The sequence below is a fragment of the Variovorax sp. J22P240 genome, from assembly GCF_030316855.1.
GTDB lineage: Bacteria > Pseudomonadota > Gammaproteobacteria > Burkholderiales > Burkholderiaceae_C > Variovorax.
Map to the genome: position 1 here is coordinate 349,385 of NZ_JASZYR010000004.1, position 20,801 is coordinate 370,185.

Consider the following 20,801-nt stretch of genomic DNA (forward strand, 5'->3'; position numbering starts at 1 on the left):
CAAGTCGGCGCGTCAAGACTCGGCCGTGAAGCCGATCTTCTTGACCAGCGGACCCCAGCGCTCGTACTCGCTCTGGATGGATTTCTTCATTTCCTCGGGTGTCGAGCCTTGCGCGACGAGGCCGACCGCGAAGAGGCCTTCGATGATGGCCGGGTCCTTCAGCGCGGTGGTGATCGCCGCGTTGGCGGCAGTGATCACGCTGGCGGGTGTCTTCGCCGGTGCAATGAAGCCGAACCATTCTTCGGCGACGATTTCAGGAAAGCCTTGCTCCGCGAACGTGGGCACGTCGGGGAAGTAGGGTGCCCGCTTGTTGCCCGAGGTGGCGAGCACGCGCAACTTGCCGGCCTTGGCAAAGGGGAGATAGTCGCCGGCCGGCGTCATGCTGGAAGCGATCTGTCCGCCGACCACGTCGTTCACCGCAGGCAGGGAGCCGCGATAGGGAACGTGCTTGAGTTCCGTGCCGCTGTTGAGGCCGAGCAGAGCGCCCAGGAAGTGAGGTGTCGATCCTGCGCCCGGCGAACCGTAGCTGGCATCCTTCGGATTGGCCTTGGCCCATGCGATGTAGTCCTTCAGCGTCTTCACTTCCGCCGGCACCATCGGACCCACTGCCAGGCCGTGCGTCATGACGGCACCGATCGAGATCGGCGCGAAGTCGCTGATCGTGTAGTTGAGCTTGCTGTAGATGTGCGGATAGGTCGACAGCGCCGAGGCTTGGGAAACCGCAAGCACCGAGCCGTCGGCCGGCGATGTCTTGAGCGCTTCGAGCGCGATGCGGCCGCCGGCGCCAGGCCGGTTGTCGACCACGGCCGCGTTCTTGGTGAACGCGGTGTTGCCGAGCTTGTCGCCGACGCGCCGCGCGACGCTGTCGCCAGCGCTGCCGGCCGGGAAGCCGTACAGGATCTTCACTTGGTTGAGCGCTTCCGCGAGCGCGGCCAACGGATGCAGCGCGCCGAGGGCGGTGGCCGCGCTGAGAGTCTGGACGAAGTGGCGTCGGGTGGTCATGTCATGTCTCCTGGGTTCTTCGTTGAAATGGGATATTCAGGCTCAGCGCGGCGCCATGCGCAGCGCGCCGTCCAGCCGGATCACCTCGCCGTTGAGGTGGCCGTTGGTCACGATGTGGCAGGCCAGTTCGGCGAACTCCGAGGGCTTGCCCAGCCGCGGCGGGAAGGGGATCGACGCGGCCAGCGATTGCTGGATGGGCTCCGGCAGTTCCTTGAGCAGCGGCGTCGCGAACAGGCCCGGTGCGATGGTGCACACGCGGATGCCGTGCTGCGCGAGGTCGCGCGCCATAGGCAGGGTCATGCCGACCAGTCCGCCCTTCGATGCGCTGTAGGCCTGTTGCCCGACCTGGCCGTCGAAGGCCGCGACCGAGGCGGTGAACATCATCACGCCGCGCTCGCCGCCTTCGACCGGTTCGAGCTTGGCGCAGCGCGCTGCATAGAGTCGGCTGATGTTGTAGGCGCCGATGAGGTTGACGTTGACCACGCGCACGAAGTCTTCGAGCGGTGCGGGGTTGCCGTCCTTGCCGACGATGCGCTTGGCGCTACCGATGCCGGCCACATTCATGAGGATGCGCGCGGGGCCGTGCGCGGCTTCAGCCTTGTCGAGCGCGGCCGTGACGCTGTCGGCCTGCGTGATGTCGCAGACGCAGGCGATGCCGCCGATTTCACCGGCGACCTTTTCGGCCAGCGCGGCATTGACATCGAGCACCGCGACCTTGGCGCCGAGCCGCGCCAGTTCGCGCGCCGTGGCTTCTCCGAGGCCGGATGCGCCGCCGGTCACGAGTGCGGCTTGTCCTTGAATGTTCATGGCTTGTGTCTCCTGGTGGATTTATCGGGGCTTCAGCGTGAAAAGAAGCGTGTCGTCATGCAGGGCGTCGGCCAGAGCGGCACGGTGCTTGAGCACGGCGCGCTGGTTGATGGACCCCTTGTCGGTCACTTCGCCCTTGTCGATCGAGGGCGGTTCGGAAACGACATGCGCGCGCGCGATGCGATTGGCGCTGCCCGTGCTCGATGCGGCGAGCGTGTCGAGCAGTTGCTGGATCTGAGCCTGCACGGGTGCGCTTTCGACCACGTCCTTCATCGCTGCGTCGGGCGGAAGGCCGGCGAGCGCGCGCACGGCTTGCGTCGGGAAGACCAGTGCACCGACTTCCTTCAGGTTGATGCCGGTCAGCACCACGTCCTGAACGTAGGGTGCGCCAGCTGCGATGACCTTCGCGCGCAACGGGCCGACGCTCACGAAGGTGCCAGTCGCCAGCTTGAAGTCTTCCGCGATGCGGCCGTCGAAGCGCAGGCCACGGTGGATGTCGGCCTCGTCGATCCACTGCACAGCGTCGCCGGTGCAGAGGAAGCCTTCTTCGTCGAAGGCCTCGCGCGTGGCTTCCGGAGAGCGCCAGTAGCCGGGCGTGACGTTGGGGCCGCGATAGCGCACCTCGGTCTTGCCGTCGACCTCGATCAGTTTGAGCGTCATGCCAGGGGTCGGCACGCCAACGTCGCCGGCCCGCACGTTCGGGCTGTTGATGAACATGGCGGAGGGGCCCGATTCGGTCATGCCGAGGCCGGTGGCCATGACGATGCGCTCGCCGATTTCGGCTTCCTGGATGGCATGCAACAGGTCCCACACGGGCTGGGCCAGCCCGGCGCCCGAGTAGAAGAACATGCGAACGCGCGAGAGCAGCGTCTTGCGCAGTTGCGCATCGGTCTGCATCGCTTGTGCGATGGCCTCGAAGCCGGTCGGCACGTTGAAGTAAACCGTGGGCGCGATCTCGCGCAGGTTGCGCAGCGTCTCCGCCATGCCCGCCGGCGTCGGCTTGCCGTCGTCGATGTAGAGCGTGCCGCCGTGATAGATCGTGATGCCGACGTTGTGGTTGCTGCCGAAGGTGTGGTTCCACGGCAGCCAGTCGATGAGCACCGGCGGCTCCTCGGCCAGTGCTGGCAGCGACTGGGCGATCTGCACCTGGTTCGCGCACCACATGCGCTGCGTGTTGATGACCGCCTTGGGCATCTTGGTCGAGCCCGAGGTGAACAGGAACTTGGTGATCGTGTCCGGGCCGGTGGCCGCCATGGCGGCATCGACGGCCGGCGTCGCGGGGGTGGCGAGCAGGCTGTCGAAAGAGGTGAGCTGGCGGCCGGCAAGCTCGGGCGACGCCTTGCCCGTGTCGCCCTCGCCACCGTAGCCGCGGTGCACCACGATCTCGACGTCCTTCGGCACGACCGCGGCAATGGCGCGTCCGAAGCGCGAGGCGTCGCTGGCGAACACCAGGCCTGGTGTCAGCGTGTCGAAGACATGGCGCAGCTTGTCGTAGTCCTGGCTGACCGTGGAATAGGCGGGCGAGGCAGGGCAGTAGGGGATGCCGGCGTAGATGCAGCCGAGCGACAGCAGCGCGTGCTCCAGGCTGTTCTCACTCAGGATCATCACCGGCCGTTCGGCGCTCAGGCCGCGATCGAGCAGGGCCTGGCCGATGCGGCGCGCGCCTTGCAGCGCCTGCGAATAGCTCAGGTGCTGCCACTCGCCGGTGCTGCCGTCGGGCAACTGCTCGCGGCGCGCCATGAAGCTGCGGTCCGGCGCGACCTCGGCCCAGTGCATGAGACGGTCGGTGATGCGCTCGGCGTAGTCGCCGAGTGGGTGGGTCGCTTCGAGGTAGCGCACGCCGGATGCGCCTTCGCGCAGGCTGACGTGGCGCACGCCAAACTCCAGGGGGCGATAGCGGGGCAGGGCTGCGGCGGGGCGGGTGGCTTGCATGGGGTCCTCGGATCGTCGAGTGAGGTTCAGGTCTTCTGCACCTTGGCGGCTTTGCCTTCAAGGAATGCGCGCACGCGCTCCTTGGCGTCGGGCGCGCTTTGCGCAATGCCGGCCATCAGCGCTTCCGTGAAGAAGCCATGGTCGGCCGGCTGCTCGGCGATGCGTGGCAGGGCATGCATCAGCGCGTAGTTGGTAAGTGGCGCGTTGGTCGCCACGCGCTTTGCGAGTTCGACCGCCTTCTCGAAGGCCGAGCCTTCGGGGACGAGGTACTGCGCGAAGCCGGCGCGCTCGCCTTCTTCGGCGTTGTAGACGCGGCCGGTCATCATCATGTCGGTCATGCGCGCCGCGCCGATCAGCTTGGGAATGCGCACCGAGCCACCGCCGCCGACGAAGATGCCGCGCGAGCCTTCCGGCAGCGCGTAGAAGGTGGTCGCGTCGGCCACACGGATGTGGCAGGCGCTGGCGAGTTCGAGGCCGCCGCCGACCACCGCGCCGTGGAGCGCCGCGATCACCGGCACCGGGCCGTATTGCACCAAATCGAGCGCCGCATGCCACATGCGCGAGTGCTGCAGCCCCTGGCCGGCATCGCGTTCCTGGAGTTCGGAAAGGTCCAGCCCGGCGCAGAAGTGCGGGCCTTCGCCGTCGATGACCGCTGCACGCACCGTGGACGGCAAATTCTCGAAGGTATGGCGCAGCGCGAGGATCAGCGCATCCGACAGCGCATTGCGCTTGGCGCCGCGCGTGAGGCGGATGATGGCGATGTCGCCCTGGAGTTCGAGCTGGAGGTCGGTGTGGTTCATGATTGCATTCCGGAGTACGATCGATTATGGTTATGAAAAATAATCAATTCAAGCCGCGCGACAGGGTGCGGCATGAGGACTTACCCTAAGCCGCAAACCGCCTGGAGACAAATGACCATGGACCACCAGAACCTGATCGCGATCGACACTCATACACACGCCGAAGTGAGCTGCTGGAACCCCTTCGACAACTACGGCGAAGAATACGACCGGGCGGCCGACAAGTACTTCCGCTCGAGCCGCCGCCCGACCATCCAGGAAAGCATCGACTACTACCGCGAGCGCAAGATCGGCCTGGTGATGTTCATGGTCGATGCCGAGTCGAACATGGGCCGCCGCCGCATCCCGAACGAGGAAATCGCGGAGGCGGCGCAGAAGAACCCCGACATCATGATCGCCTTTGCCAGCATCGATCCGCACAAGGGCAAGATGGGCGCGCGCGAAGCCCGTCGGCTGATCGAGGAGCACGGCGTCAAGGGCTTCAAGTTCCATCCGACGGTGCAGGGCTTCCACCCCTACGACAAGATGGCGTGGCCCATCTACGAGGTCATCAACGAATACGGGCTGCCGGCCGTGTTCCACACCGGCCACAGCGGCATCGGCTCGGGCATGCGCTGCGGCGGCGGACTCCGTCTCGAATACAGCAACCCGATGCACCTGGACGACGTCGCCATCGACTTCCCCGATATGCAGATCGTCATGGCGCACCCGAGTTTCCCGTGGCAGGACGAGGCGCTGAGCGTGGCGACGCACAAGCCCAACGTCTGGATCGACCTGTCGGGCTGGAGCCCCAAGTACTTTCCGAAGCAGTTGGTGCAATACGCCAACACGCTGCTGAAGGACCGCGTGCTGTTCGCCAGCGACTACCCGCTGATCACGCCCGACCGCTGGCTCAAGGATTTCGAGGACGCCGGCTTCAAGCCCGAGGTGATGCCCGGCATCCTGAAGGGCAACGCGGTTCGCCTGCTCAAGCTCGACCAGTCGTAGATCCGCGCACTACTGCGACTTTTCTTCCTCGGCGCGATCCCAGTCCAGGCTGGAGCGCTGGCGCCGCTCCTCGCGTTCGCGCGCCATCTGCTCCTGGAACTGCTGGCGGCCTTCCTTCGCGACCGCGATCAGCTTGGCGCGGTCCTTGTAGTGCGGGTAGGTTTCGTGCATGAGCTCGATGTTGCGACGCCTGAAGCGCATCGCGGTTTCGCGCGCTTCGTGCGCAGGCCAGCCGAGCCCTTCTAGCACCGATCGGGCGCTTCGCAACGACGACTCGAAGACTTCGCGTTCGATGAACTCGACCTTTCGATCCAGCAACTGGTAAAGGTGGGCCACGTTGCGCGCGCGCGCGACGATCCTGGCGTTCGGAAAGTGCTTTTGCGCCAGGTCCACGATTTCGAGCGATTGCTCCATGTCGTCGACTGCGATCACCAGCACTTTGGCCGTGCCTGCGCCGGCGGTGCGCAGGAGGTCGAGCCGCGTCGCATCGCCGTAGAAGACGCCGAAGCCGAACTCGCGCAGGCTTTCGATGGTGTCCGGGTCATGGTCCAGCACGGTGATCTTGAGTCCCTGTGCGCTCAGCATGCGACCGATGATCTGCCCGTAGCGGCCGAAGCCGCAGATGACGACCTTGGCATCCTGCTGCTCGGAGATTTCCTCCATCGTTGTCGGTTCTGCGGCGCTGTAGCGCGGCAGAACCCACTTGTCGAGCGCGACCAGCAAGAGCGGAGAAATCAGCATCGACAGCGCGACCGCGCCAATCAGGAAAGAGGCGACGCCGCGCGGCAGCACGTCGGGTCCGGCGGCCTGGAACACGACGAATGCGAATTCGCCGCCCTGCGCCAGCAGCAGCGTGAACACGGGCCGCTGCTGGTAGGGAATGCCCATCAGCTTGCCCAGCGCGTAGATCACGCCGAACTTCAGCAGCATGAAGCCGACCACCACCACCGCCATGAGCCCCGGCTGGGCAAGGAGCACGCCGAAGTCGATGCTCATGCCGACCGCGATGAAGAAGAGACCGAGCAGCAGGCCTTTGAAGGGTTCGATGTCGGTTTCGAGTTCGCGGCGGTATTCGCTCTCCGCCAGCAGCACCCCGGCGAGGAAGGCGCCCAGCGCCATCGAGAGGCCGATGAATTGCATCAGCGCGGCGATGGCGACCACCAGCAGCAGCGCGGCGGCGGTAAAGATCTCGGGCGTGTTGCTGCGAGCGATCCAGCGAAGGAGCGGGCGCAGGGCCAGACGCCCGCCGAGCACGATGCCGCCGATGACGGCGACGATCTTCAGACCTTCCAGCGTGCGGTCGAGGCCAGTGATGCCGTCTCCGGCATCGGCGCCGACCGCCAGCAGCGGGAGAAGCGCCAGGATTGGAATCGCAGCCACGTCCTGGAACAGCAGGATCGAGAAGCCGGCTTGCCCGCTGGATGTCAGCAGCAGGTTGCGCTCGCCCAGCACCTGCAACGCGATCGCGGTCGATGACAGGGCCAGCCCCAGTGCCGCTACCAGCGCGACGCGCCAGTTGGCGCCCGCCGCCCAGCCGGCCAGGAACAGCACTGCGGCGCAACCCAGCACCTGCGCCGAACCCCAGCCGAAGATCGGCTGGCGAAGGCTCCACAGCCGCTTGGGCTCGAGTTCGAGCCCGACCAGGAACAGCATCAGCACCACGCCGAACTCGGCGAAGTGCAGGATGTCCTCGACGTTGGTCACGAGCCCGAGCCCCCAGGGCCCGATGGCGATGCCGGCGGCGAGGTAGCCGATGATCGAGCCGAGCCCGAGCGCCTTCGACAACGGCACCACGAGCACCGCGGCGCCGAGGTAGATCAGGGAATTGATGAGCCAGCCGGGGGCGTGTTCCACGATCAGGCCTCCCCGTGGGTGACGGGCCTGTCGACCTCGGGCACGGGGCAGCTCACGCAGGCATCCAGGTCTTCGAGTTCGGGCCAGTTCGGGTAGCTCGAGAGCCGGTCCTTGAACACGGCGACGTGCGCCGCCTCGTTGGCCGGGGCGCTGCGCGCGCCGTGAAACAGCAGAGGCGGAAGAAAGCGCATGCCGCAGAGCGCGGCGGTCTGCTCGTAGGGCGGCAGGAAGGCGTCGAAGAAGTAACGGTTGTAGCTTTGCGGGTGGTAGCTCGTCTCGGGGCCGCCGGTGGTCGCGACCAGCCAGAAGTCCTTCCCCTCCAACGCGTGCCCGCCGGTGCCATAGGCCCATCCATAGCCGAGTACGTCGTCGAGCCAGAGCTTTTGCAGCGCCGGCATCGAATACCACTGGATCGGGTGGAGCAGGACCAGCAGGTCGGCACGGGCGAGGCGGGCCTGCTCGGTGCTCACGTCGATCGCGTAATCGGGGTAGGTGTCGTAGAGATCGTTGACGTCGACACCCGGCACGGCCTGAGCAGCTTTCAGCAACTGGAGGTTGACGCGCGAGTCTCGCCAATGTGGGTGCGCGGCGATCACGTAGATCCGAGGGGCGGCGCTTTCCGTGCTTGTTGTTGTCGGCATGCCGCGAACATAGCGCACTCCGTGCACGGCTACCATGGCGCCTGTCGTCAGTCTCGAGGAGCCTCACATGCCGGTGGTCCTGGTCGCCAATCCCAAAGGCGGAGTTGGCAAATCCACGCTCGCAACCAACATCGCGGGCTATTTCGCAAGCCGTGGCCACCCGGTGATGCTGGGTGACATCGACCGCCAGCAGTCGTCGCGGCTGTGGCTCAACCTGCGGACGCCGCAGGCGCGCGAGATCCGGAGCTGGGTCGCCTCCGAGGACGGCAACGTCGTGCGGCCGCCACGCGGAACGACGCACGCCGTCATCGACACGCCCGCCGGATTGCACGGTGCCCGCTTCAAGGATGTGGTGGCGCTGGCCGACAAGGTGCTGGTGCCCTTGCAGCCCAGCATCTTCGATATCTACGCGACACGTGACTTCCTGGACAAGCTGCTGTCGCACGGCCGTGCAGACAAGACGAAGGTCGCCCTGGTCGGCATGCGCGTGGACGCCCGCACGCTCGCGGCCGACCGGCTGCGCGAGTTCGTTTCGGGGCTCGACGTGCCCGTGCTCGGTGAGCTCCGGGACACGCAAAACTACGTCCAACTCGCGGCCCGCGGACTCACGCTGTTCGATATCGCGCCTGGCCGCGTGCAGCGCGATCTGGAGCAATGGGAGCCGATTCAGCGTTGGCTGGACGCTTGAGGGGCGCCATTCAGGTTTTCCCCTGATGCCCATGTCGCGGCGTGGACAGGCGCGACGACACCACCCCGATAAAGTGAATCGCATGAAAAAGACCTTCCAGACCCTCCAGGATCTCGCCGCATGCGTCGGCCAGGAAGTCGCCGTGAGCGACTGGATCACCGTCACGCAGGAACAGGTCAACCTGTTCGCCGAGGCCACCGGGGATCACCAGTGGATTCACGTGGACGTTGAAAAGGCCAAGGCCGGACCCTTCGGCGCACCGATCGCCCATGGCTTTCTGACCTTGTCCCTGTTGCCGCGCATCTATGAAACGGCCATGAGCGTCGTCGAGTCGCGCATGGGAGTGAACTACGGCCTGAACCGCGTCCGCTTCATGGCACCGGTGCCGGTCGGGGGGCGCGTGCGGGGACGGATGAAGCTCCTGACCTCGGAATCGATTCCCAATGACGGCTTTCAGATGACCTGGGAAACCACCATCGAGCTCGAAGGTTCGCCCAAGCCGGCCTGTGTCGCCGAGTCAGTCGTTCGCAGGTACCCGTAGCTCGCCCCTATCCCTTGGCTCGCCCCCAGGCTTGCTCACTTCGTGTAGCCGCCTACCCCCGGCCGGTGGTTCACGGAAAGGGCAAGGCTGACCTCTCTTATTGGAAGTCGTTCTGGCGCCAGGCTTCGAAGACGGTCACGGCCACGGCGTTGGACAGGTTGAGGCTGCGCTGGCCTTCTTTCATCGGGAGGCGAAGCCGCTGCGGGGCGGGAAAGCCCTCGCGCAGTTCCGGCGCGAGGCCGCGCGTCTCCGAGCCGAAGACGAGCCAGTCGCCAGGGCGGAAGGCGACGTCGTGCACCGCCCGCGTGCCGCGCGTCGTGAGCGCGAACATCCGTTCCGGCGCGGGGCGCTCGGCGTCGAGCAGCGCCTGCCAGTCGCGGTGTCGCAGGACTTTGGCGTACTCGTGATAGTCCAGGCCGGCGCGGCGAAGCAGCCGGTCGTCCATCGAGAAGCCGAGCGGTTCAATCAGATGCAGGGTGCAGCCGGTGTTGGCGGCCAGCCGGATGACGTTGCCGGTGTTGGGCGGGATCTCGGGTTCGACGAGGACGATGTGAAACATGGCGCTGATTGTCGACGGCGCTCAGCCGGGTGCCTCCGTGCGAGCGAGGACGATGGCCGTGACGTGCGATGCGCCGGCCGCGCGCAGCACCTGGGCCGCGGCGAAGAGGGATGCGCCGCTGGTCATCACGTCGTCGACCAGCACGACCCGGCGGTCCCGGACGGCGGCCGCGCGCAGCGGCTCCAGGGCAAAGGCTCCCCGCAGGTTGCGCAGGCGTTCGGCCCGCGTCAGCCCGCTTTGGGCCGGAGTTTCTCGCGTTCGCAGCAGCAGTGTGGCGTCGGTCTTTCGGGGTGCCAGTCGCCGTGCGATTTCGTGTGCCTGATTGAAGCCGCGTTCGCGCAGTCGAACCGGCGCGAGGGGCATTGGCAGCACGATGTCCGCGGAATCGAGCGCGGGCTCGACCCACGGCGCGCTGCGCAGCAGCGTCGCAAGCGGCGCGGCCCGTCCCGCATCGCCCCGGAACTTGAACTCCGCGATGCATTCGGGCCACGGCCAGGCATAGGTGCAGGCCGCGAGGCACGCATCGAGCGGCGGGGGCGCCCGCGTGCACTCGCCGCACCGCGAAACGCCGTCGGGAACTTGCAGCGCGCAGGTCGCGCAGCGCGATGTCGGCGGCGCGAAGCGCGCCACGCACGCATCGCACACCGGTTGCGCCGGCCATGCGCGGCAAACGACGCACTGGCTGGGCAGGCGCTTGAGCAGGCCCCAGAAAGGCCGGTCGATCCAATGGCTGAACATCCCTCAATATACTGAGCGCCACATGTCCACCGAGCCCGCACACCGCCCGCCGACCATCGACGCCACGGCGGCTGCGCGATGGGCGCGACTCGCGCCGGAACCGGCGTCTCCCTGGCTGCACGAGGAGGTCGGTCGTCGCATGGAGGACCGGCTGCAATGGATCAAGGCCAAGCCGCGCCACTGGGCGGACTGGGCTCCGCTGCGCGGCGGCCTGGAGGCGCACGCGCTGGTTGCGCGTCGCTACCGTGACGCCGCATCCTTCGTGATCGAGCCGGAAGCCGCACTGGTCCCGCCGACCGGCAAGGCGCTTGCCGCGCCGTGGTGGTCGGCCCGGCGGTGGCAAGGCTCGCAGCCCAGCTTCGACGCGCCTCCGGAAGAAGGCGTGGATCTGCTTTGGGCCAACATGGCGCTCCACATGGCGTCCGACCCGGAAACGCTGATCGGCGAGTGGCATCGACGGGTGGCCACCGACGGCTTCCTGATGTTCTCGTGCTTCGGCCCCGACACCCTGATGGAACTGCGGGCGATGCACCGACGCTTCGGCTGGCCGCCCGCCAGCCACGAGTTCACCGACATGCACGATTGGGGCGACATGCTGGTCGGCGCCGGTTTCGCAGAGCCGGTGATGGATATGGAACGCATCGTGCTTACCTGGCCCAATGCCGATGCCGCACTGGCGGAGTTGCGCGCACTCGGGCGCAACCTGCATCCCGGGCGTTTCCCGGCCTTGCGAGGCAAGACCTGGCGCAGCGCACTGGCGGATGCATTGCCCGAACTTGCCCCCGCCGAAGATGGCAGCGGCCAGATCGCGTTGACCTTCGAAATCATCTACGGCCACGCTTTCAAACCGGCCCCGCGGGTGGCCGTTTCCATTGAAAGTGCCGTGTCCCTGCGCGAGATGCGAGAGATGCTTCAACGCAGTCGCCAAGGCCTGTGAGTGATTGTTGCGTGACCCGCTACAATCCGGCGCTGCGTGAACTCCCGGGTATTGTCCCGTGATCGAGGCCTGTCGGACATGGGTTTGACAGCGATCGACGCACCGATTTGCTGAACTCGCCCGTGTCGAATTCCGTGTTTCGTTTTGCCACTGTTTCAGGCCAGAGCATCCATTGGTTCCTGAAGCGCAACTGCTCGGTCACGCCGAGCCAGCTTGGCTGGCTCTACGCGTCGCTCTGCGTGGTGTCTCTTGGCATCGGAACCGTCTTCTGGCTGAACGGCGCACGACTCGTGCTGCCGTTTGCCTGGCTCGAACTCGCCGCGGTGGGTTTCGCGTTCGTGCTGTATGCACGGCACGCGACCGATGGCGAAAAGATCGCCTTGCAGGGTGGTCGGTTGGTGGTCGAGCTCGAGAACGGTGGGCACTATGAGCGCACGGAATTCTTGCCGCACCAGGTGCGGGTCGAGCCACAGGACAGCGATCGTTCGCTGATCGAGGTTTCGGGTCAAGGTCGTTCGGTCAGGGTGGGGCGCTATGTGCGCCCGGAGTTGCGCGCGGCGTTGGCGCGCGAGATTCGCATGGCATTGCGCAGTGCCTGAGGGGGCAGGCGCAATGCGGCACCGTGGGGACCGGTGGGGTTAACAGGAAATGAAGAAGTGAACACGATGAAGAGCAATTGGCGGAACAAGATCTGGCCGGCGAATCTGCTGCTGGCGGCCGGTGCGGCGTTCAGCGGCGCGGCGCATGCAGTCAATGACCTGCCCGGCGGGCCATCCGTACGTCAGCTGAATCTTCCGACGGGTGTCACCAAGATCGCGCAAGAGCAGCATTTCCTGCACACGGTGATGATGATCCTGTGCACCGTGATCTTCGTGGCGGTGTTCGCCGTCATGTTCTATTCGATCTGGAAGCACCGCAAGTCGGTCGGCCACAAGGCGGCCAACTTCCACGAGTCGGTGGTGGTCGAGGTCATCTGGACCATCGTGCCCTTCATCATCGTGATCCTGATGGCCCTTCCGGCGACCCGGGTGCTGGTGGCCCAGAAGGACACCACCAATTCCGACCTCACGATCAAGGTCACGGGCTACCAGTGGAAGTGGGGCTACGACTACCTCAAGGGCGAAGGCGAAGGACTGGGCTTCATCTCGACCCTCGACAGTTCGCACCGCGCGCTGTCCGACGCCGGTGCCCGGGGCGACGTGCCCGACAACTTCCTGTTCCAGGTCGACAACCCCCTCGTCGTGCCGGTCGATACCAAGGTGCGCATCATCACGACGGCCAATGACGTGATTCATGCTTTCGCCGTGCCGCAGTTCGGCATCAAGCAGGATGCGATCCCCGGCTTCGTCCGCGATACCTGGTTCCGCGCCGAGAAGGTGGGCGACTATTACGGCCAGTGCCAGGAGCTCTGCGGCAAGGAACACGCCTTCATGCCGATCCACGTGAAGGTGCTCGCCAAGGCCGATTACACCGCCTGGGTCGACGGCAAGCGCAAGGAAGCCGCTGCCAAGCAGGACGATCCGAACAAGGTCTGGACGCTGCCGGAAATCCTGGCTCGCGGCGAAAAGGTCTACGCCGCCAACTGCGCGGCCTGCCACCAGGCCAACGGCAAGGGCGCGGGCCCCATCAAGCCGCTCGACGGCGCGGCGATCGTGCTCAACGCAGACCACAAGCTTCAACTCCACGTGGTGCTCAACGGCCAGAACAACGGCGCCATGCCTGCATGGAAGCAACTGAGCGACACCGACATCGCCGCCGTGGTGACCTTCACCAAGAACAGCTGGTCGAACAAGACGGGTCAACTGGTGCAGCCGGCTGAAGTGCTGGCGGAGCGCGGCAAGTAAGCCGCCGCCCCCACGACGAAGAGTTTGCAAGGAATACCAAGATGAGCGCAGTCCTCGATCCCCACGGCCACGCACCCGGCCACGGCGACCATGCCCACGACGATCACCACCACGCGCCGACCGGCTGGCGCCGCTGGGTGTTCGCGACCAACCACAAGGACATCGGCACGCTGTACCTGCTGTTCTCCTTCACCATGCTGATGGTCGGGGGTGTCCTGGCGCTGCTGATCCGCGCCGAGCTGTTCCAGCCCGGTCTGCAACTGGTCAACCCCGAACTGTTCAACCAGTTCACGACCATGCACGGCCTGATCATGGTGTTCGGCGCGATCATGCCGGCCTTCGTGGGCTTCGCGAACTGGATGATCCCGCTGCAGATCGGCGCATCCGACATGGCGTTCGCGCGCATGAACAACTTCAGCTTCTGGCTGCTGATCCCGGCAGCGCTGATGCTGGTGGGTTCGTTCTTCATGCCGGGCGGTGCACCCGCCGCCGGCTGGACGCTCTACGCCCCGCTCACGCTGCAGATGGGCCCCTCGATGGACGCCGGCATCTTCGCGATGCACATCATGGGCGCCTCGTCGATCATGGGCTCGATCAACATCATCGTGACCATCCTCAACATGCGCGCGCCCGGCATGACGCTGATGAAGATGCCGATGTTCTGCTGGACCTGGCTCATCACCGCCTACCTGCTGATCGCCGTGATGCCCGTGCTCGCAGGCGCCATCACGATGACGCTGACCGACCGCCACTTCGGCACCAGCTTCTTCAATCCCGCCGGCGGCGGCGACCCGGTGATGTACCAGCACATCTTCTGGTTCTTCGGCCACCCCGAGGTGTACATCATGATCCTGCCGGCCTTCGGCATCGTCAGCCAGATCGTGCCGGCATTCGCCCGCAAGAAGCTCTTCGGCTACGCCTCGATGGTGTACGCCACCTCGTCGATCGCGATCCTGTCGTTCATCGTGTGGGCGCACCACATGTTCACGACTGGCATGCCGCTGACCGGCCAGCTGTTCTTCATGTACGCGACCATGTTGATCGCCGTGCCGACGGCAGTGAAGATCTTCAACTGGATTGCGACCATGTGGCAGGGCTCGATGACCTTCGAGACGCCGATGCTGTTCGCGGTGGGCTTCATCTTCGTGTTCACGATGGGTGGCTTCACCGGCCTGATCCTCGCGGTCGCGCCGATCGACACCCAACTGCAGGACACCTACTACGTCGTGGCCCACTTCCACTATGTGCTGGTGGCCGGTTCGCTGTACGCGATGTTCGCGGGCTACTACTACTGGGCGCCGAAGTGGACCGGGGTGATGTACAACGAAGCGCGCGGCAAGATCCACTTCTGGTGGTCGCTGATTGCCTTCAACGTCACCTTCTTCCCGATGCACTTCCTGGGCCTCGCCGGCATGCCGCGTCGCTACGCCGACTACCCGATGCAGTTCGCAGACTTCAATGCGGTCGCCACCGTGGGCGCGTTCGCCTTCGGCCTTGCGCAGGTCTACTTCTTCGTCTTCATCGTGCTCCCCACGATGATGGGCAAGGGCGAGAAGGCCCCGCAGAAGCCTTGGGAAGCTGCCGAAGGGCTCGAATGGGAAGTGCCTTCGCCCGCTCCGTTCCACACCTTCGAAACCCCGCCCAAGCTGGACGCCACCGCGACCAAGGTGATCGGCTGAAGCGCATAGCGACATGACACCCGAACAGAAAAGGAACAATCGGCGCATGGGGCTCACGCTGGCCTCCATCGCCGTGCTGTTCTTCATCGGCTTCATCGTCCGCATGGTCTGGTTCGGCCGTTAGGCAGGCTCATGGGCATCGGTGAACGCATTCGTCGCGAAAACGTCCGCATGGTCGGCAAGCTGGCCGTTGTCGCGGCCGGGATGTTCGCGTTCGGCTATGCGCTGGTGCCGATGTACCGGGCCATTTGCGAGATGACCGGCATCAACATCCTGGCCCTGTCCGAATTGCAGGTGCCGGGCGGTGCGTCCGGCGGCGACAAGGTGCGCCTGCCCGACAACACCCAGGTCGACATGAGCCGCACGATCACGGTGGAGTTCGATGCCAACGTGCGCGGGCTGTGGGACTTCAAGCCCGAGCAGCGGTCGATGCAGGTGCATCCGGGCCAGCTCAACACGGTGATGTACGAGTTCCAGAACGTGCAGAACCGCCGGATGGCCGCTCAGGCCATTCCGAGCTATGCGCCGCAACAGGCCGCGCCGTATTTCAACAAGCTCGAATGCTTTTGCTTCAACCAGTACACCCTCGACGCGGGCGAGAAGAAGCAGTGGCCGGTCGCCTTCGTGATCGATCCGAAGATCTCGAAGGACGTCAAGACGATCACGCTGTCGTACACCTTCTTCGAGGTGGGCGGCAAGACGCCCTCGGCACCGGTGGCCGCCAATTCGGCCATCGTGCCGGCAGTGACGGAGCCGCGCTCGTGACCGCGCCGCAAGCGCCGCAAAAGGGCTCGCTTTGGCGGACGGCCAGGGCCGTGGGCTGGTCGTTCTTCGGCGTGCGCAAGAACAGTGCTTTCCAGGACGACGTCTCCAAGCTCAACCCGCTGCACATCATTGCGGTCGGCCTGATTGCCGTGATGCTGTTCGTCGGCGGCCTGATCTTGGTCGTGCGCTGGGTTGTCGCATCCTGAAGAACATGTCCCACAGAATTTGAATCGAGAGAAGAAAGCCAGGACCTGATATGAGTTCAACGACCCACGGCACCACGCCCTACTACTTCGTGCCCGGGCCATCGGCCTACCCGGTCATGGCTGCGACCGGCCTGCTCTTCGTCATTCTGGGGGCCGCCCAGTGGATCAATGGCCACCAATGGGGCGCATGGGCGCTGCTGATGGGCATGGTGGGGTGGCTCTCCACGCTGTTCGTCTGGTTCCGGCAGTCCATCCGCGAAAGCGAGGGTGGCATGTACGGCCACAAGGTCGACCTCTCCTTCCGCTGGAGCATGAGCTGGTTCATCTTCTCCGAGGTGATGTTCTTCGGCGCGTTCTTCACCGCGCTGTGGTGGGCCCGCTCCCATGCCCTGCCATCGCTCGGAAGTCTCGACAACGCCTTGCTATGGCCTGATTTCAAGGCTGTGTGGCCGACCACGGTGGCCGGCGCAACCGGTTCGCCGGCCGATATCGTCGAGCCATTCCAGACGGTTGGACCGTTCTGGCTGCCGACCATCAATACCGCGCTGCTGCTGAGCTCCGGGGTCACGCTCACGATTGCCCACCACGCCCTGCGCGCAGGCCATCGCGCGCAGACCGTTCGTTTCATGTGGCTCACCGTGCTGCTCGGCCTGACCTTCCTGTTCGTGCAAGGCTACGAGTACCACCACCTGTACACCGAGTTGAACCTCAGGCTCAGCTCCGGCACGTACGGCTCGACCTTCTTCATGCTGACCGGCTTCCACGGGCTGCACGTGTTCATCGGCATGCTGATGCTCTTCTTCATCACGCTGCGCATCCGCAAGGGGCACTTCACGCCGGAGCGTCACTTCGGTTTCGAAGGCGCTGCCTGGTACTGGCACTTCGTCGACGTGGTGTGGCTCGGCCTGTACTTCACGGTTTATTGGCTTTGAGCATCAGCGACGGCAAAACAAAAAAGCGCCGCAAGGCGCTTTTTTCATGGTTCTCCTGGAATGAGCACAACCTACTTGCCGACCGGCAGGCCCCCTGGCTGGATGTACCCGAGCTTCCACGCCACAAGGACGCACAGGAACAAAACCACCGACAGGCCGATCCGAACGGTGAGCGCGCGCACCATGCCGCCACTTTTGGCGCGGCCGTTGCGCCCGTCCTTCAGCATGAAGAACAGCGCGAACCCGAGACTCGCCAGGATGCCCAGGAAGGCGAGGGCGACAAAGTATTTCATGACCCTCATTATCGGCCGCCGAGGCCGCCCCGCGGCATGAGCGCGGACTCTCCCGTCGTCCCGCGCCCCTCGCGGCGCGGACGCTTCTGGGTGGTCACCGGGATGGCCGTGATCACGATCGCGGTCGCGGTTTCGCTGGGCCGGTGGCAACTCTCGCGGGCCGCGCAGAAAGAGGCCATCCAGGCCGAGATCGACACGCAGAAGAGCCTGCCGCCGCTCGATCAGAAGGCCTTCCTGGCCCTGGACAAGCCTGCTTCCACACTGAATCGCCCGGTACGGTTGCGCGGCCTCTGGCTGACGCCGCACACGGCCTACCTGGACAACCGCCAGATGCACGGCGTGCCGGGCTTCTACGTAGTGACGCCCCTCGCCCTGGAAGGTACCAACCAAACCGTGTTGATCCAGCGCGGCTGGGTGCAGCGCAACTTCACCGACCGGACCCAATTGGAGCCGGTCGAGACCCCATCCGGCCTGATCGAGGTGACCGGGCGAATCGCCTCGCCGCCCGCGCACCTGCTGGAACTGGGCAAGGCGGATTCCGCGGCACCAACGCCGGGGTCCGCGGGGTCTTCTGTCATCCGGCAGAATCTGGACCTTGAAGCGTTTCGCGCCGAAACCGGTCTGCCACTGCGGACCGATGTCTCCTTGCAGCAGACCGGTCCGGCTTCCGAGGGCCTGCAGCGAGATTGGCCGGCCCCCGCGCTGGGTGTTGAAAAGCACTACGGCTATGCATTCCAGTGGTTCGGCCTTTCGGCCCTCGTCGCAATCCTCTATGTCTGGTTCCAACTCATCGCCCCCTTCCGCCGCGCACGCGCTGCACGCCATGGCTGACGAGCCGCTCGGGCTGACCGTGCACTCGATGCCGTCGCCGCGCCAGGCGCTCGCGGGCGCCGAGGGCAGGCGGACGGTGCTCGGCCGCTGGAAGATGGTCGCCGTGCTGCTGTGCTGCGCGGCGCCGGTGATCGCCTCGTACTTCACCTACTACGTGATTCGCCCCGAAGGCCGCAGCGTCTACGGCGAGCTCGTCGACCCTCAGCGGCCGATGCCGAACATCACGGGCACGCAGCGGGACGGAAAGCCGGTTCAGCTCTCGTCCCTCAAGGGACAGTGGCTCCTGGTTGCCGTTGCTGATGCCGGCTGTGATGCGCTCTGTGAGCAGCAGCTCTACCTGCAACGCCAACTGCGCGAGAGCCTGGGGCGCGAAAAGGACCGGCTCGATCGCGTCTGGATCGTCAGCGATGCGGCGCCCATCCCCGAGCGCCTCGACAACGGCCTTCGCGGCGCGACCGTGGTGCGCGTTCCTGCTGCGCAGCTCGCGCAGTGGCTCGCGCCAAGTGCCGGGCATGCCTTGGCGGAGCACCTCTTCGTGGTCGACCCCATGGGCAACTGGATGATGCGCTTCCCCGCCGGCATGGACACAGCCGGCGCCGGCCGCGCCAAGCGCGACCTCGACCGCCTGCTGCGCGCATCCGCCTCGTGGGACGAGCCAGGACGCTGATCTCGCCATGGACACGACTTCGCTCTACGACCTCACGCCGATCGCCTGGCTCATGGCGGTCGGCGTGCTGATCGCCCTGGGGCCGCTGCTCTGGGTCTGGCGGCGAAATGCCGGCAGCGGGCCCGCGCGACGCCTGCATGCGCTGACCGTGCTCACGCTGTTCCTGACTTTCGACCTGACCCTGTTCGGCGCCTTCACGCGCCTGACCGATTCGGGCCTCGGTTGCCCCGACTGGCCCGGCTGCTACGGCAACGCGAGTCCGCTCGGTGCGCGCCACGACATCGCCATGGCGCAGGCCGCGCAGCCGACCGGGCCGGTCACGCACAGCAAGGCCTGGGTCGAAATGGTCCACCGCTATCTGGCGACCGGCGTCGGGGTACTGATCCTCGCGCTGGCGATCGCGACCTGGGTCGCGCGTCGCCGCCAGCGCATGGCCGAGCACATCGGCGAGAAGCCGCTCAGCGCATGGTGGCCTGCCGCCACACTGGCGTGGGTGTGCCTGCAAGGCGCGTTCGGCGCCATGACGGTGACCTGGAAGCTCTACCCGGCGATCGTCACCCTTCATCTGCTGGGTGCCGTCGTGCTGCTTGCATTGCTGTGCATCCAGGCCGTCCGATACCAGCAGGCGGCAGCGCAACGCGCGCCCACGGCCGTACCTTCCGCGCTGCGCACCCTGCTGATCGCGACGACCGCACTGTTGGCGCTGCAGATCGCCTTGGGCGGCTGGGTCAGCACCAACTACGCGGTGCTCGCGTGCACGCAATTCCCGACCTGCCAGGACAGCTGGTGGCCTCCCATGAACTTCGCACAGGGCTTTCAAGTCTGGCGCCAGCTCGGCGAGACGACGGGCGGCGCGCCCATCGATTTCGCGTCGCTGACCGCCATCCACTACACGCATCGGCTCATGGCCTATGTCGTTTTCGTCGCCATGGGCGCGTTGGCCTGGCGACTGCACGGAGTCGGTCCGCTGCGCGCCCAGGCGCGCTGGCTGGCAGGACTGGCCCTGCTTCAGCTTGCCACCGGACTGGGCAACGTGCTGCTCGGATGGCCCCTCGCTGCGGCCGTGCTGCACACTGGCGGCGCCGCGGCGCTCGCGGTGGTGCTCACCTGGACCCTATGCGAAAGCCGGCGCGAAGGTGCCACGGCGATCGCAGCGGTAGGTGCTCGCGGCCGCGGGATGGAGGTTGCCCGATGAGCGCACCAGCCTCCGTCCACGGTCCGACGACCGCCAGCGTCCTGCGCCAGTTCTACGCGCTGACCAAGCCGCGCGTGGTGCAGTTGATCGTCTTCTGCGCGCTGATCGGCATGGTGCTCGCCGTTCCTGGCGTGCCTACGCTCGCCGACCTGCAGCAGGGCGCGCTGGCCTGCCTCGGCATCTGGCTGGTCGCCGGTGCTGCCGCGGCGTTCAACTGCCTGGTCGAGAAGGGCATCGATGCCAAGATGAAGCGGACCGCATGGCGGCCGACGGCACGCGGGCAACTGAGCGATCGCCAGGCGCTGATCTTTTCGGCCGCGCTGTGCGCGATCGGCTCGACGCTGCTGTGGTTCACCGTCAACCCGCTGACCATGTGGCTGACCTTCGCCACCTTCGTCGGCTACGCGGTGATCTACACCGTGATCCTCAAGCCGCTGACGCCACAGAACATCGTGATCGGCGGCGCGTCCGGTGCGATGCCGCCGGTGCTGGGCTGGGCCGCGATGACCGGTGAAGTCGGGCCCGAGGCCCTGATCCTTTTCCTCATCATCTTCCTGTGGACGCCGCCGCACTTCTGGGCGCTGGCGCTCTACCGTGTCGAGGACTACCGCAAGGCAGGGCTCCCGATGCTGCCGGTGACGCACGGCAACGAGTTCACGCGCCTGCAGGTGCTGCTCTACACCTTCATCCTGTTCGCGGCCTGCCTGATGCCGTTCATCTACGGCATGAGTGGCTGGCTCTATCTGGCCGTCGCCATTGGGGTGAGCATCGGCTTTACCGGCTATGCCTTCGCGCTGTGGCGAAACTATTCCGACACGCTGGCGCGCAAGACTTTCCGTTTTTCACTGATCCACCTGAGCGTGCTGTTTGCGGCACTCCTGGTTGATCACTACCTGCGATGAA

Annotated in this window: 24 protein-coding genes; 15 read left to right on the forward strand and 9 right to left on the reverse strand. The window is 65.8% G+C overall.

Translation table 11 applies throughout. The features are described 5' to 3' along the window. Window positions 1-12: 12 nt before the first annotated feature. Genes QTI24_RS14215 through QTI24_RS14230 form a run of 4 tightly spaced genes read right to left on the reverse strand, consistent with a single transcriptional unit; the run spans window position 13 to window position 4,541 of the window. The gene (locus tag QTI24_RS14215; RefSeq protein WP_286601252.1) at window positions 13-1,002 is read right to left on the reverse strand and encodes a Bug family tripartite tricarboxylate transporter substrate binding protein; all 990 of its coding nucleotides are present in this window, start codon (window positions 1,000-1,002) and stop codon (window positions 13-15) included. A gap of 42 nt (window positions 1,003-1,044) precedes the next feature. Next, complete coding sequence (locus QTI24_RS14220; protein WP_286601253.1) at window positions 1,045-1,809, reverse strand: SDR family NAD(P)-dependent oxidoreductase; 765 nt, start codon at window positions 1,807-1,809, stop codon at window positions 1,045-1,047. 21 nt (window positions 1,810-1,830) lie between these two features. Next, window positions 1,831-3,741: a feruloyl-CoA synthase gene (locus QTI24_RS14225; RefSeq protein ID WP_286601254.1), complete on the reverse strand. Its 1,911-nt coding sequence runs from the start codon at window positions 3,739-3,741 to the stop codon at window positions 1,831-1,833. A gap of 26 nt (window positions 3,742-3,767) precedes the next feature. Next, the gene (locus QTI24_RS14230) at window positions 3,768-4,541 is read right to left on the reverse strand and encodes a crotonase/enoyl-CoA hydratase family protein (RefSeq protein ID WP_286601256.1); all 774 of its coding nucleotides are present in this window, start codon (window positions 4,539-4,541) and stop codon (window positions 3,768-3,770) included. Between the two features lie 117 nt (window positions 4,542-4,658). On the opposite strand from QTI24_RS14230, the gene QTI24_RS14235 reads away from it, so the two are divergent. Then, window positions 4,659-5,528, forward strand: coding sequence for an amidohydrolase family protein (locus QTI24_RS14235; protein ID WP_286601257.1), 870 nt, complete (start codon window positions 4,659-4,661; stop codon window positions 5,526-5,528). Window positions 5,529-5,537: 9 nt separating this feature from the next. On the opposite strand, the gene kefC is transcribed toward QTI24_RS14235, so the two are convergent. Further along, the gene (gene kefC, locus QTI24_RS14240) at window positions 5,538-7,382 is read right to left on the reverse strand and encodes a glutathione-regulated potassium-efflux system protein KefC (RefSeq protein WP_286601259.1); all 1,845 of its coding nucleotides are present in this window, start codon (window positions 7,380-7,382) and stop codon (window positions 5,538-5,540) included. Between the two features lie 2 nt (window positions 7,383-7,384). Next, window positions 7,385-8,023 (reverse strand): glutathione-regulated potassium-efflux system oxidoreductase KefF, encoded by a 639-nt coding sequence (kefF, locus tag QTI24_RS14245; protein WP_286601407.1) that lies wholly within the window; start codon window positions 8,021-8,023, stop codon window positions 7,385-7,387. A 67-nt stretch (window positions 8,024-8,090) separates the two neighbouring features. Here kefF and QTI24_RS14250 point away from each other — a divergent pair, with 67 nt between their 5' ends. Continuing rightward, the gene (locus QTI24_RS14250; RefSeq protein WP_286601261.1) at window positions 8,091-8,711 is read left to right on the forward strand and encodes a ParA family protein; all 621 of its coding nucleotides are present in this window, start codon (window positions 8,091-8,093) and stop codon (window positions 8,709-8,711) included. Between the two features lie 82 nt (window positions 8,712-8,793). Beyond that, window positions 8,794-9,252, forward strand: a complete 459-nt coding sequence (locus tag QTI24_RS14255) for a MaoC family dehydratase (RefSeq protein ID WP_286601262.1) — start codon at window positions 8,794-8,796, stop codon at window positions 9,250-9,252. A 97-nt stretch (window positions 9,253-9,349) separates the two neighbouring features. On the opposite strand, the gene trmL is transcribed toward QTI24_RS14255, so the two are convergent. Both trmL and QTI24_RS14265 read right to left on the reverse strand, forming a co-directional pair. After that, on the reverse strand, window positions 9,350-9,811 hold the full coding sequence (trmL, locus tag QTI24_RS14260; protein ID WP_286601264.1) for a tRNA (uridine(34)/cytosine(34)/5-carboxymethylaminomethyluridine(34)-2'-O)-methyltransferase TrmL: 462 nt from the start codon (window positions 9,809-9,811) through the stop codon (window positions 9,350-9,352). 21 nt (window positions 9,812-9,832) lie between these two features. Continuing rightward, window positions 9,833-10,549, reverse strand: a complete 717-nt coding sequence (locus QTI24_RS14265; RefSeq protein WP_286601265.1) for a ComF family protein — start codon at window positions 10,547-10,549, stop codon at window positions 9,833-9,835. 22 nt (window positions 10,550-10,571) lie between these two features. Between QTI24_RS14265 and QTI24_RS14270 the strand changes: the two genes are divergently transcribed. The 8 genes from QTI24_RS14270 to QTI24_RS14305 all read left to right on the forward strand — a co-directional run bounded on the left by QTI24_RS14270 (window position 10,572) and on the right by QTI24_RS14305 (window position 16,912). Continuing rightward, window positions 10,572-11,486 carry a methyltransferase domain-containing protein gene (locus tag QTI24_RS14270; RefSeq protein WP_286601266.1) on the forward strand — a complete coding sequence of 305 codons (915 nt, stop codon included), beginning with the start codon at window positions 10,572-10,574 and terminating at the stop codon, window positions 11,484-11,486. A 122-nt stretch (window positions 11,487-11,608) separates the two neighbouring features. Continuing rightward, on the forward strand, window positions 11,609-12,085 hold the full coding sequence (locus QTI24_RS14275; protein ID WP_286567805.1) for a DUF2244 domain-containing protein: 477 nt from the start codon (window positions 11,609-11,611) through the stop codon (window positions 12,083-12,085). A gap of 66 nt (window positions 12,086-12,151) precedes the next feature. Further along, window positions 12,152-13,330 carry a cytochrome c oxidase subunit II gene (gene coxB / locus QTI24_RS14280; RefSeq protein WP_286601409.1) on the forward strand — a complete coding sequence of 393 codons (1,179 nt, stop codon included), beginning with the start codon at window positions 12,152-12,154 and terminating at the stop codon, window positions 13,328-13,330. Between the two features lie 41 nt (window positions 13,331-13,371). Further along, window positions 13,372-15,009, forward strand: a complete 1,638-nt coding sequence (ctaD, locus tag QTI24_RS14285) for a cytochrome c oxidase subunit I (RefSeq protein WP_286601267.1) — start codon at window positions 13,372-13,374, stop codon at window positions 15,007-15,009. Between the two features lie 13 nt (window positions 15,010-15,022). After that, window positions 15,023-15,133, forward strand: coding sequence for a cytochrome oxidase small assembly protein (locus QTI24_RS14290; RefSeq protein WP_214682983.1), 111 nt, complete (start codon window positions 15,023-15,025; stop codon window positions 15,131-15,133). Between the two features lie 8 nt (window positions 15,134-15,141). Continuing rightward, complete coding sequence (locus tag QTI24_RS14295) at window positions 15,142-15,774, forward strand: cytochrome c oxidase assembly protein (RefSeq protein ID WP_286601271.1); 633 nt, start codon at window positions 15,142-15,144, stop codon at window positions 15,772-15,774. Beyond that, entirely contained in the window at window positions 15,771-15,980 is a 210-nt protein-coding gene (locus QTI24_RS14300) for a DUF2970 domain-containing protein (protein WP_286601273.1), read from the forward strand. The genes QTI24_RS14295 and QTI24_RS14300 overlap by 4 nt, the downstream gene beginning before the upstream one ends. 50 nt (window positions 15,981-16,030) lie before the next feature. Continuing rightward, a complete protein-coding gene (locus QTI24_RS14305; RefSeq protein ID WP_286601274.1) occupies window positions 16,031-16,912 on the forward strand; it encodes a cytochrome c oxidase subunit 3 in 882 nt (293 codons plus the stop codon). A 71-nt stretch (window positions 16,913-16,983) separates the two neighbouring features. Here the strand turns inward: QTI24_RS14305 and QTI24_RS14310 are convergent, their stop codons facing one another. After that, window positions 16,984-17,214, reverse strand: a complete 231-nt coding sequence (locus QTI24_RS14310) for a twin transmembrane helix small protein (protein ID WP_286601275.1) — start codon at window positions 17,212-17,214, stop codon at window positions 16,984-16,986. 93 nt (window positions 17,215-17,307) lie between these two features. Here QTI24_RS14310 and QTI24_RS14315 point away from each other — a divergent pair, with 93 nt between their 5' ends. The 4 genes from QTI24_RS14315 to cyoE are packed head-to-tail and all read left to right on the forward strand — an operon-like array spanning window position 17,308 to window position 20,800. Then, entirely contained in the window at window positions 17,308-18,036 is a 729-nt protein-coding gene (locus tag QTI24_RS14315; protein ID WP_336621876.1) for an SURF1 family protein, read from the forward strand. After that, entirely contained in the window at window positions 17,978-18,703 is a 726-nt protein-coding gene (locus tag QTI24_RS14320; protein WP_503011256.1) for an SCO family protein, read from the forward strand. Before QTI24_RS14315 ends, QTI24_RS14320 begins: the two co-directional genes overlap by 59 nt. Window positions 18,704-18,710: 7 nt before the next feature. Next, window positions 18,711-19,898, forward strand: coding sequence for a COX15/CtaA family protein (locus QTI24_RS14325; RefSeq protein WP_286601279.1), 1,188 nt, complete (start codon window positions 18,711-18,713; stop codon window positions 19,896-19,898). Further along, the gene (cyoE, locus tag QTI24_RS14330) at window positions 19,895-20,800 is read left to right on the forward strand and encodes a heme o synthase (protein WP_286601280.1); all 906 of its coding nucleotides are present in this window, start codon (window positions 19,895-19,897) and stop codon (window positions 20,798-20,800) included. Before QTI24_RS14325 ends, cyoE begins: the two co-directional genes overlap by 4 nt. The last annotated feature ends 1 nt before the right edge of the window (window position 20,801 follow it).

Bases quoted from the DNA above. Each gene is read 5' to 3' on its own strand.
- QTI24_RS14215 (WP_286601252.1), bottom strand. From the start codon at position 1,002: ATGACCACCCGACGCCACTTCGTCCAGACTCTCAGCGCGGCCACCGCC.
- QTI24_RS14220 (WP_286601253.1), bottom strand. From the start codon at position 1,809: ATGAACATTCAAGGACAAGCCGCACTCGTGACCGGCGGCGCATCCGGC.
- QTI24_RS14225 (WP_286601254.1), bottom strand. From the start codon at position 3,741: ATGCAAGCCACCCGCCCCGCCGCAGCCCTGCCCCGCTATCGCCCCCTG.
- QTI24_RS14230 (WP_286601256.1), bottom strand. From the start codon at position 4,541: ATGAACCACACCGACCTCCAGCTCGAACTCCAGGGCGACATCGCCATC.
- QTI24_RS14235 (WP_286601257.1), top strand. From the start codon at position 4,659: ATGGACCACCAGAACCTGATCGCGATCGACACTCATACACACGCCGAA.
- kefF (WP_286601407.1), bottom strand. From the start codon at position 8,023: ATGCCGACAACAACAAGCACGGAAAGCGCCGCCCCTCGGATCTACGTG.
- QTI24_RS14250 (WP_286601261.1), top strand. From the start codon at position 8,091: ATGCCGGTGGTCCTGGTCGCCAATCCCAAAGGCGGAGTTGGCAAATCC.
- QTI24_RS14255 (WP_286601262.1), top strand. From the start codon at position 8,794: ATGAAAAAGACCTTCCAGACCCTCCAGGATCTCGCCGCATGCGTCGGC.
- trmL (WP_286601264.1), bottom strand. From the start codon at position 9,811: ATGTTTCACATCGTCCTCGTCGAACCCGAGATCCCGCCCAACACCGGC.
- QTI24_RS14265 (WP_286601265.1), bottom strand. From the start codon at position 10,549: ATGTTCAGCCATTGGATCGACCGGCCTTTCTGGGGCCTGCTCAAGCGC.
- QTI24_RS14270 (WP_286601266.1), top strand. From the start codon at position 10,572: ATGTCCACCGAGCCCGCACACCGCCCGCCGACCATCGACGCCACGGCG.
- coxB (WP_286601409.1), top strand. From the start codon at position 12,152: ATGAAGAGCAATTGGCGGAACAAGATCTGGCCGGCGAATCTGCTGCTG.
- ctaD (WP_286601267.1), top strand. From the start codon at position 13,372: ATGAGCGCAGTCCTCGATCCCCACGGCCACGCACCCGGCCACGGCGAC.
- QTI24_RS14290 (WP_214682983.1), top strand. From the start codon at position 15,023: ATGACACCCGAACAGAAAAGGAACAATCGGCGCATGGGGCTCACGCTG.
- QTI24_RS14295 (WP_286601271.1), top strand. From the start codon at position 15,142: ATGGGCATCGGTGAACGCATTCGTCGCGAAAACGTCCGCATGGTCGGC.
- QTI24_RS14305 (WP_286601274.1), top strand. From the start codon at position 16,031: ATGAGTTCAACGACCCACGGCACCACGCCCTACTACTTCGTGCCCGGG.
- QTI24_RS14310 (WP_286601275.1), bottom strand. From the start codon at position 17,214: ATGAGGGTCATGAAATACTTTGTCGCCCTCGCCTTCCTGGGCATCCTG.
- QTI24_RS14315 (WP_336621876.1), top strand. From the start codon at position 17,308: ATGGCCGTGATCACGATCGCGGTCGCGGTTTCGCTGGGCCGGTGGCAA.
- QTI24_RS14320 (WP_503011256.1), top strand. From the start codon at position 17,978: ATGTCTGGTTCCAACTCATCGCCCCCTTCCGCCGCGCACGCGCTGCAC.
- QTI24_RS14325 (WP_286601279.1), top strand. From the start codon at position 18,711: ATGGACACGACTTCGCTCTACGACCTCACGCCGATCGCCTGGCTCATG.
- cyoE (WP_286601280.1), top strand. From the start codon at position 19,895: ATGAGCGCACCAGCCTCCGTCCACGGTCCGACGACCGCCAGCGTCCTG.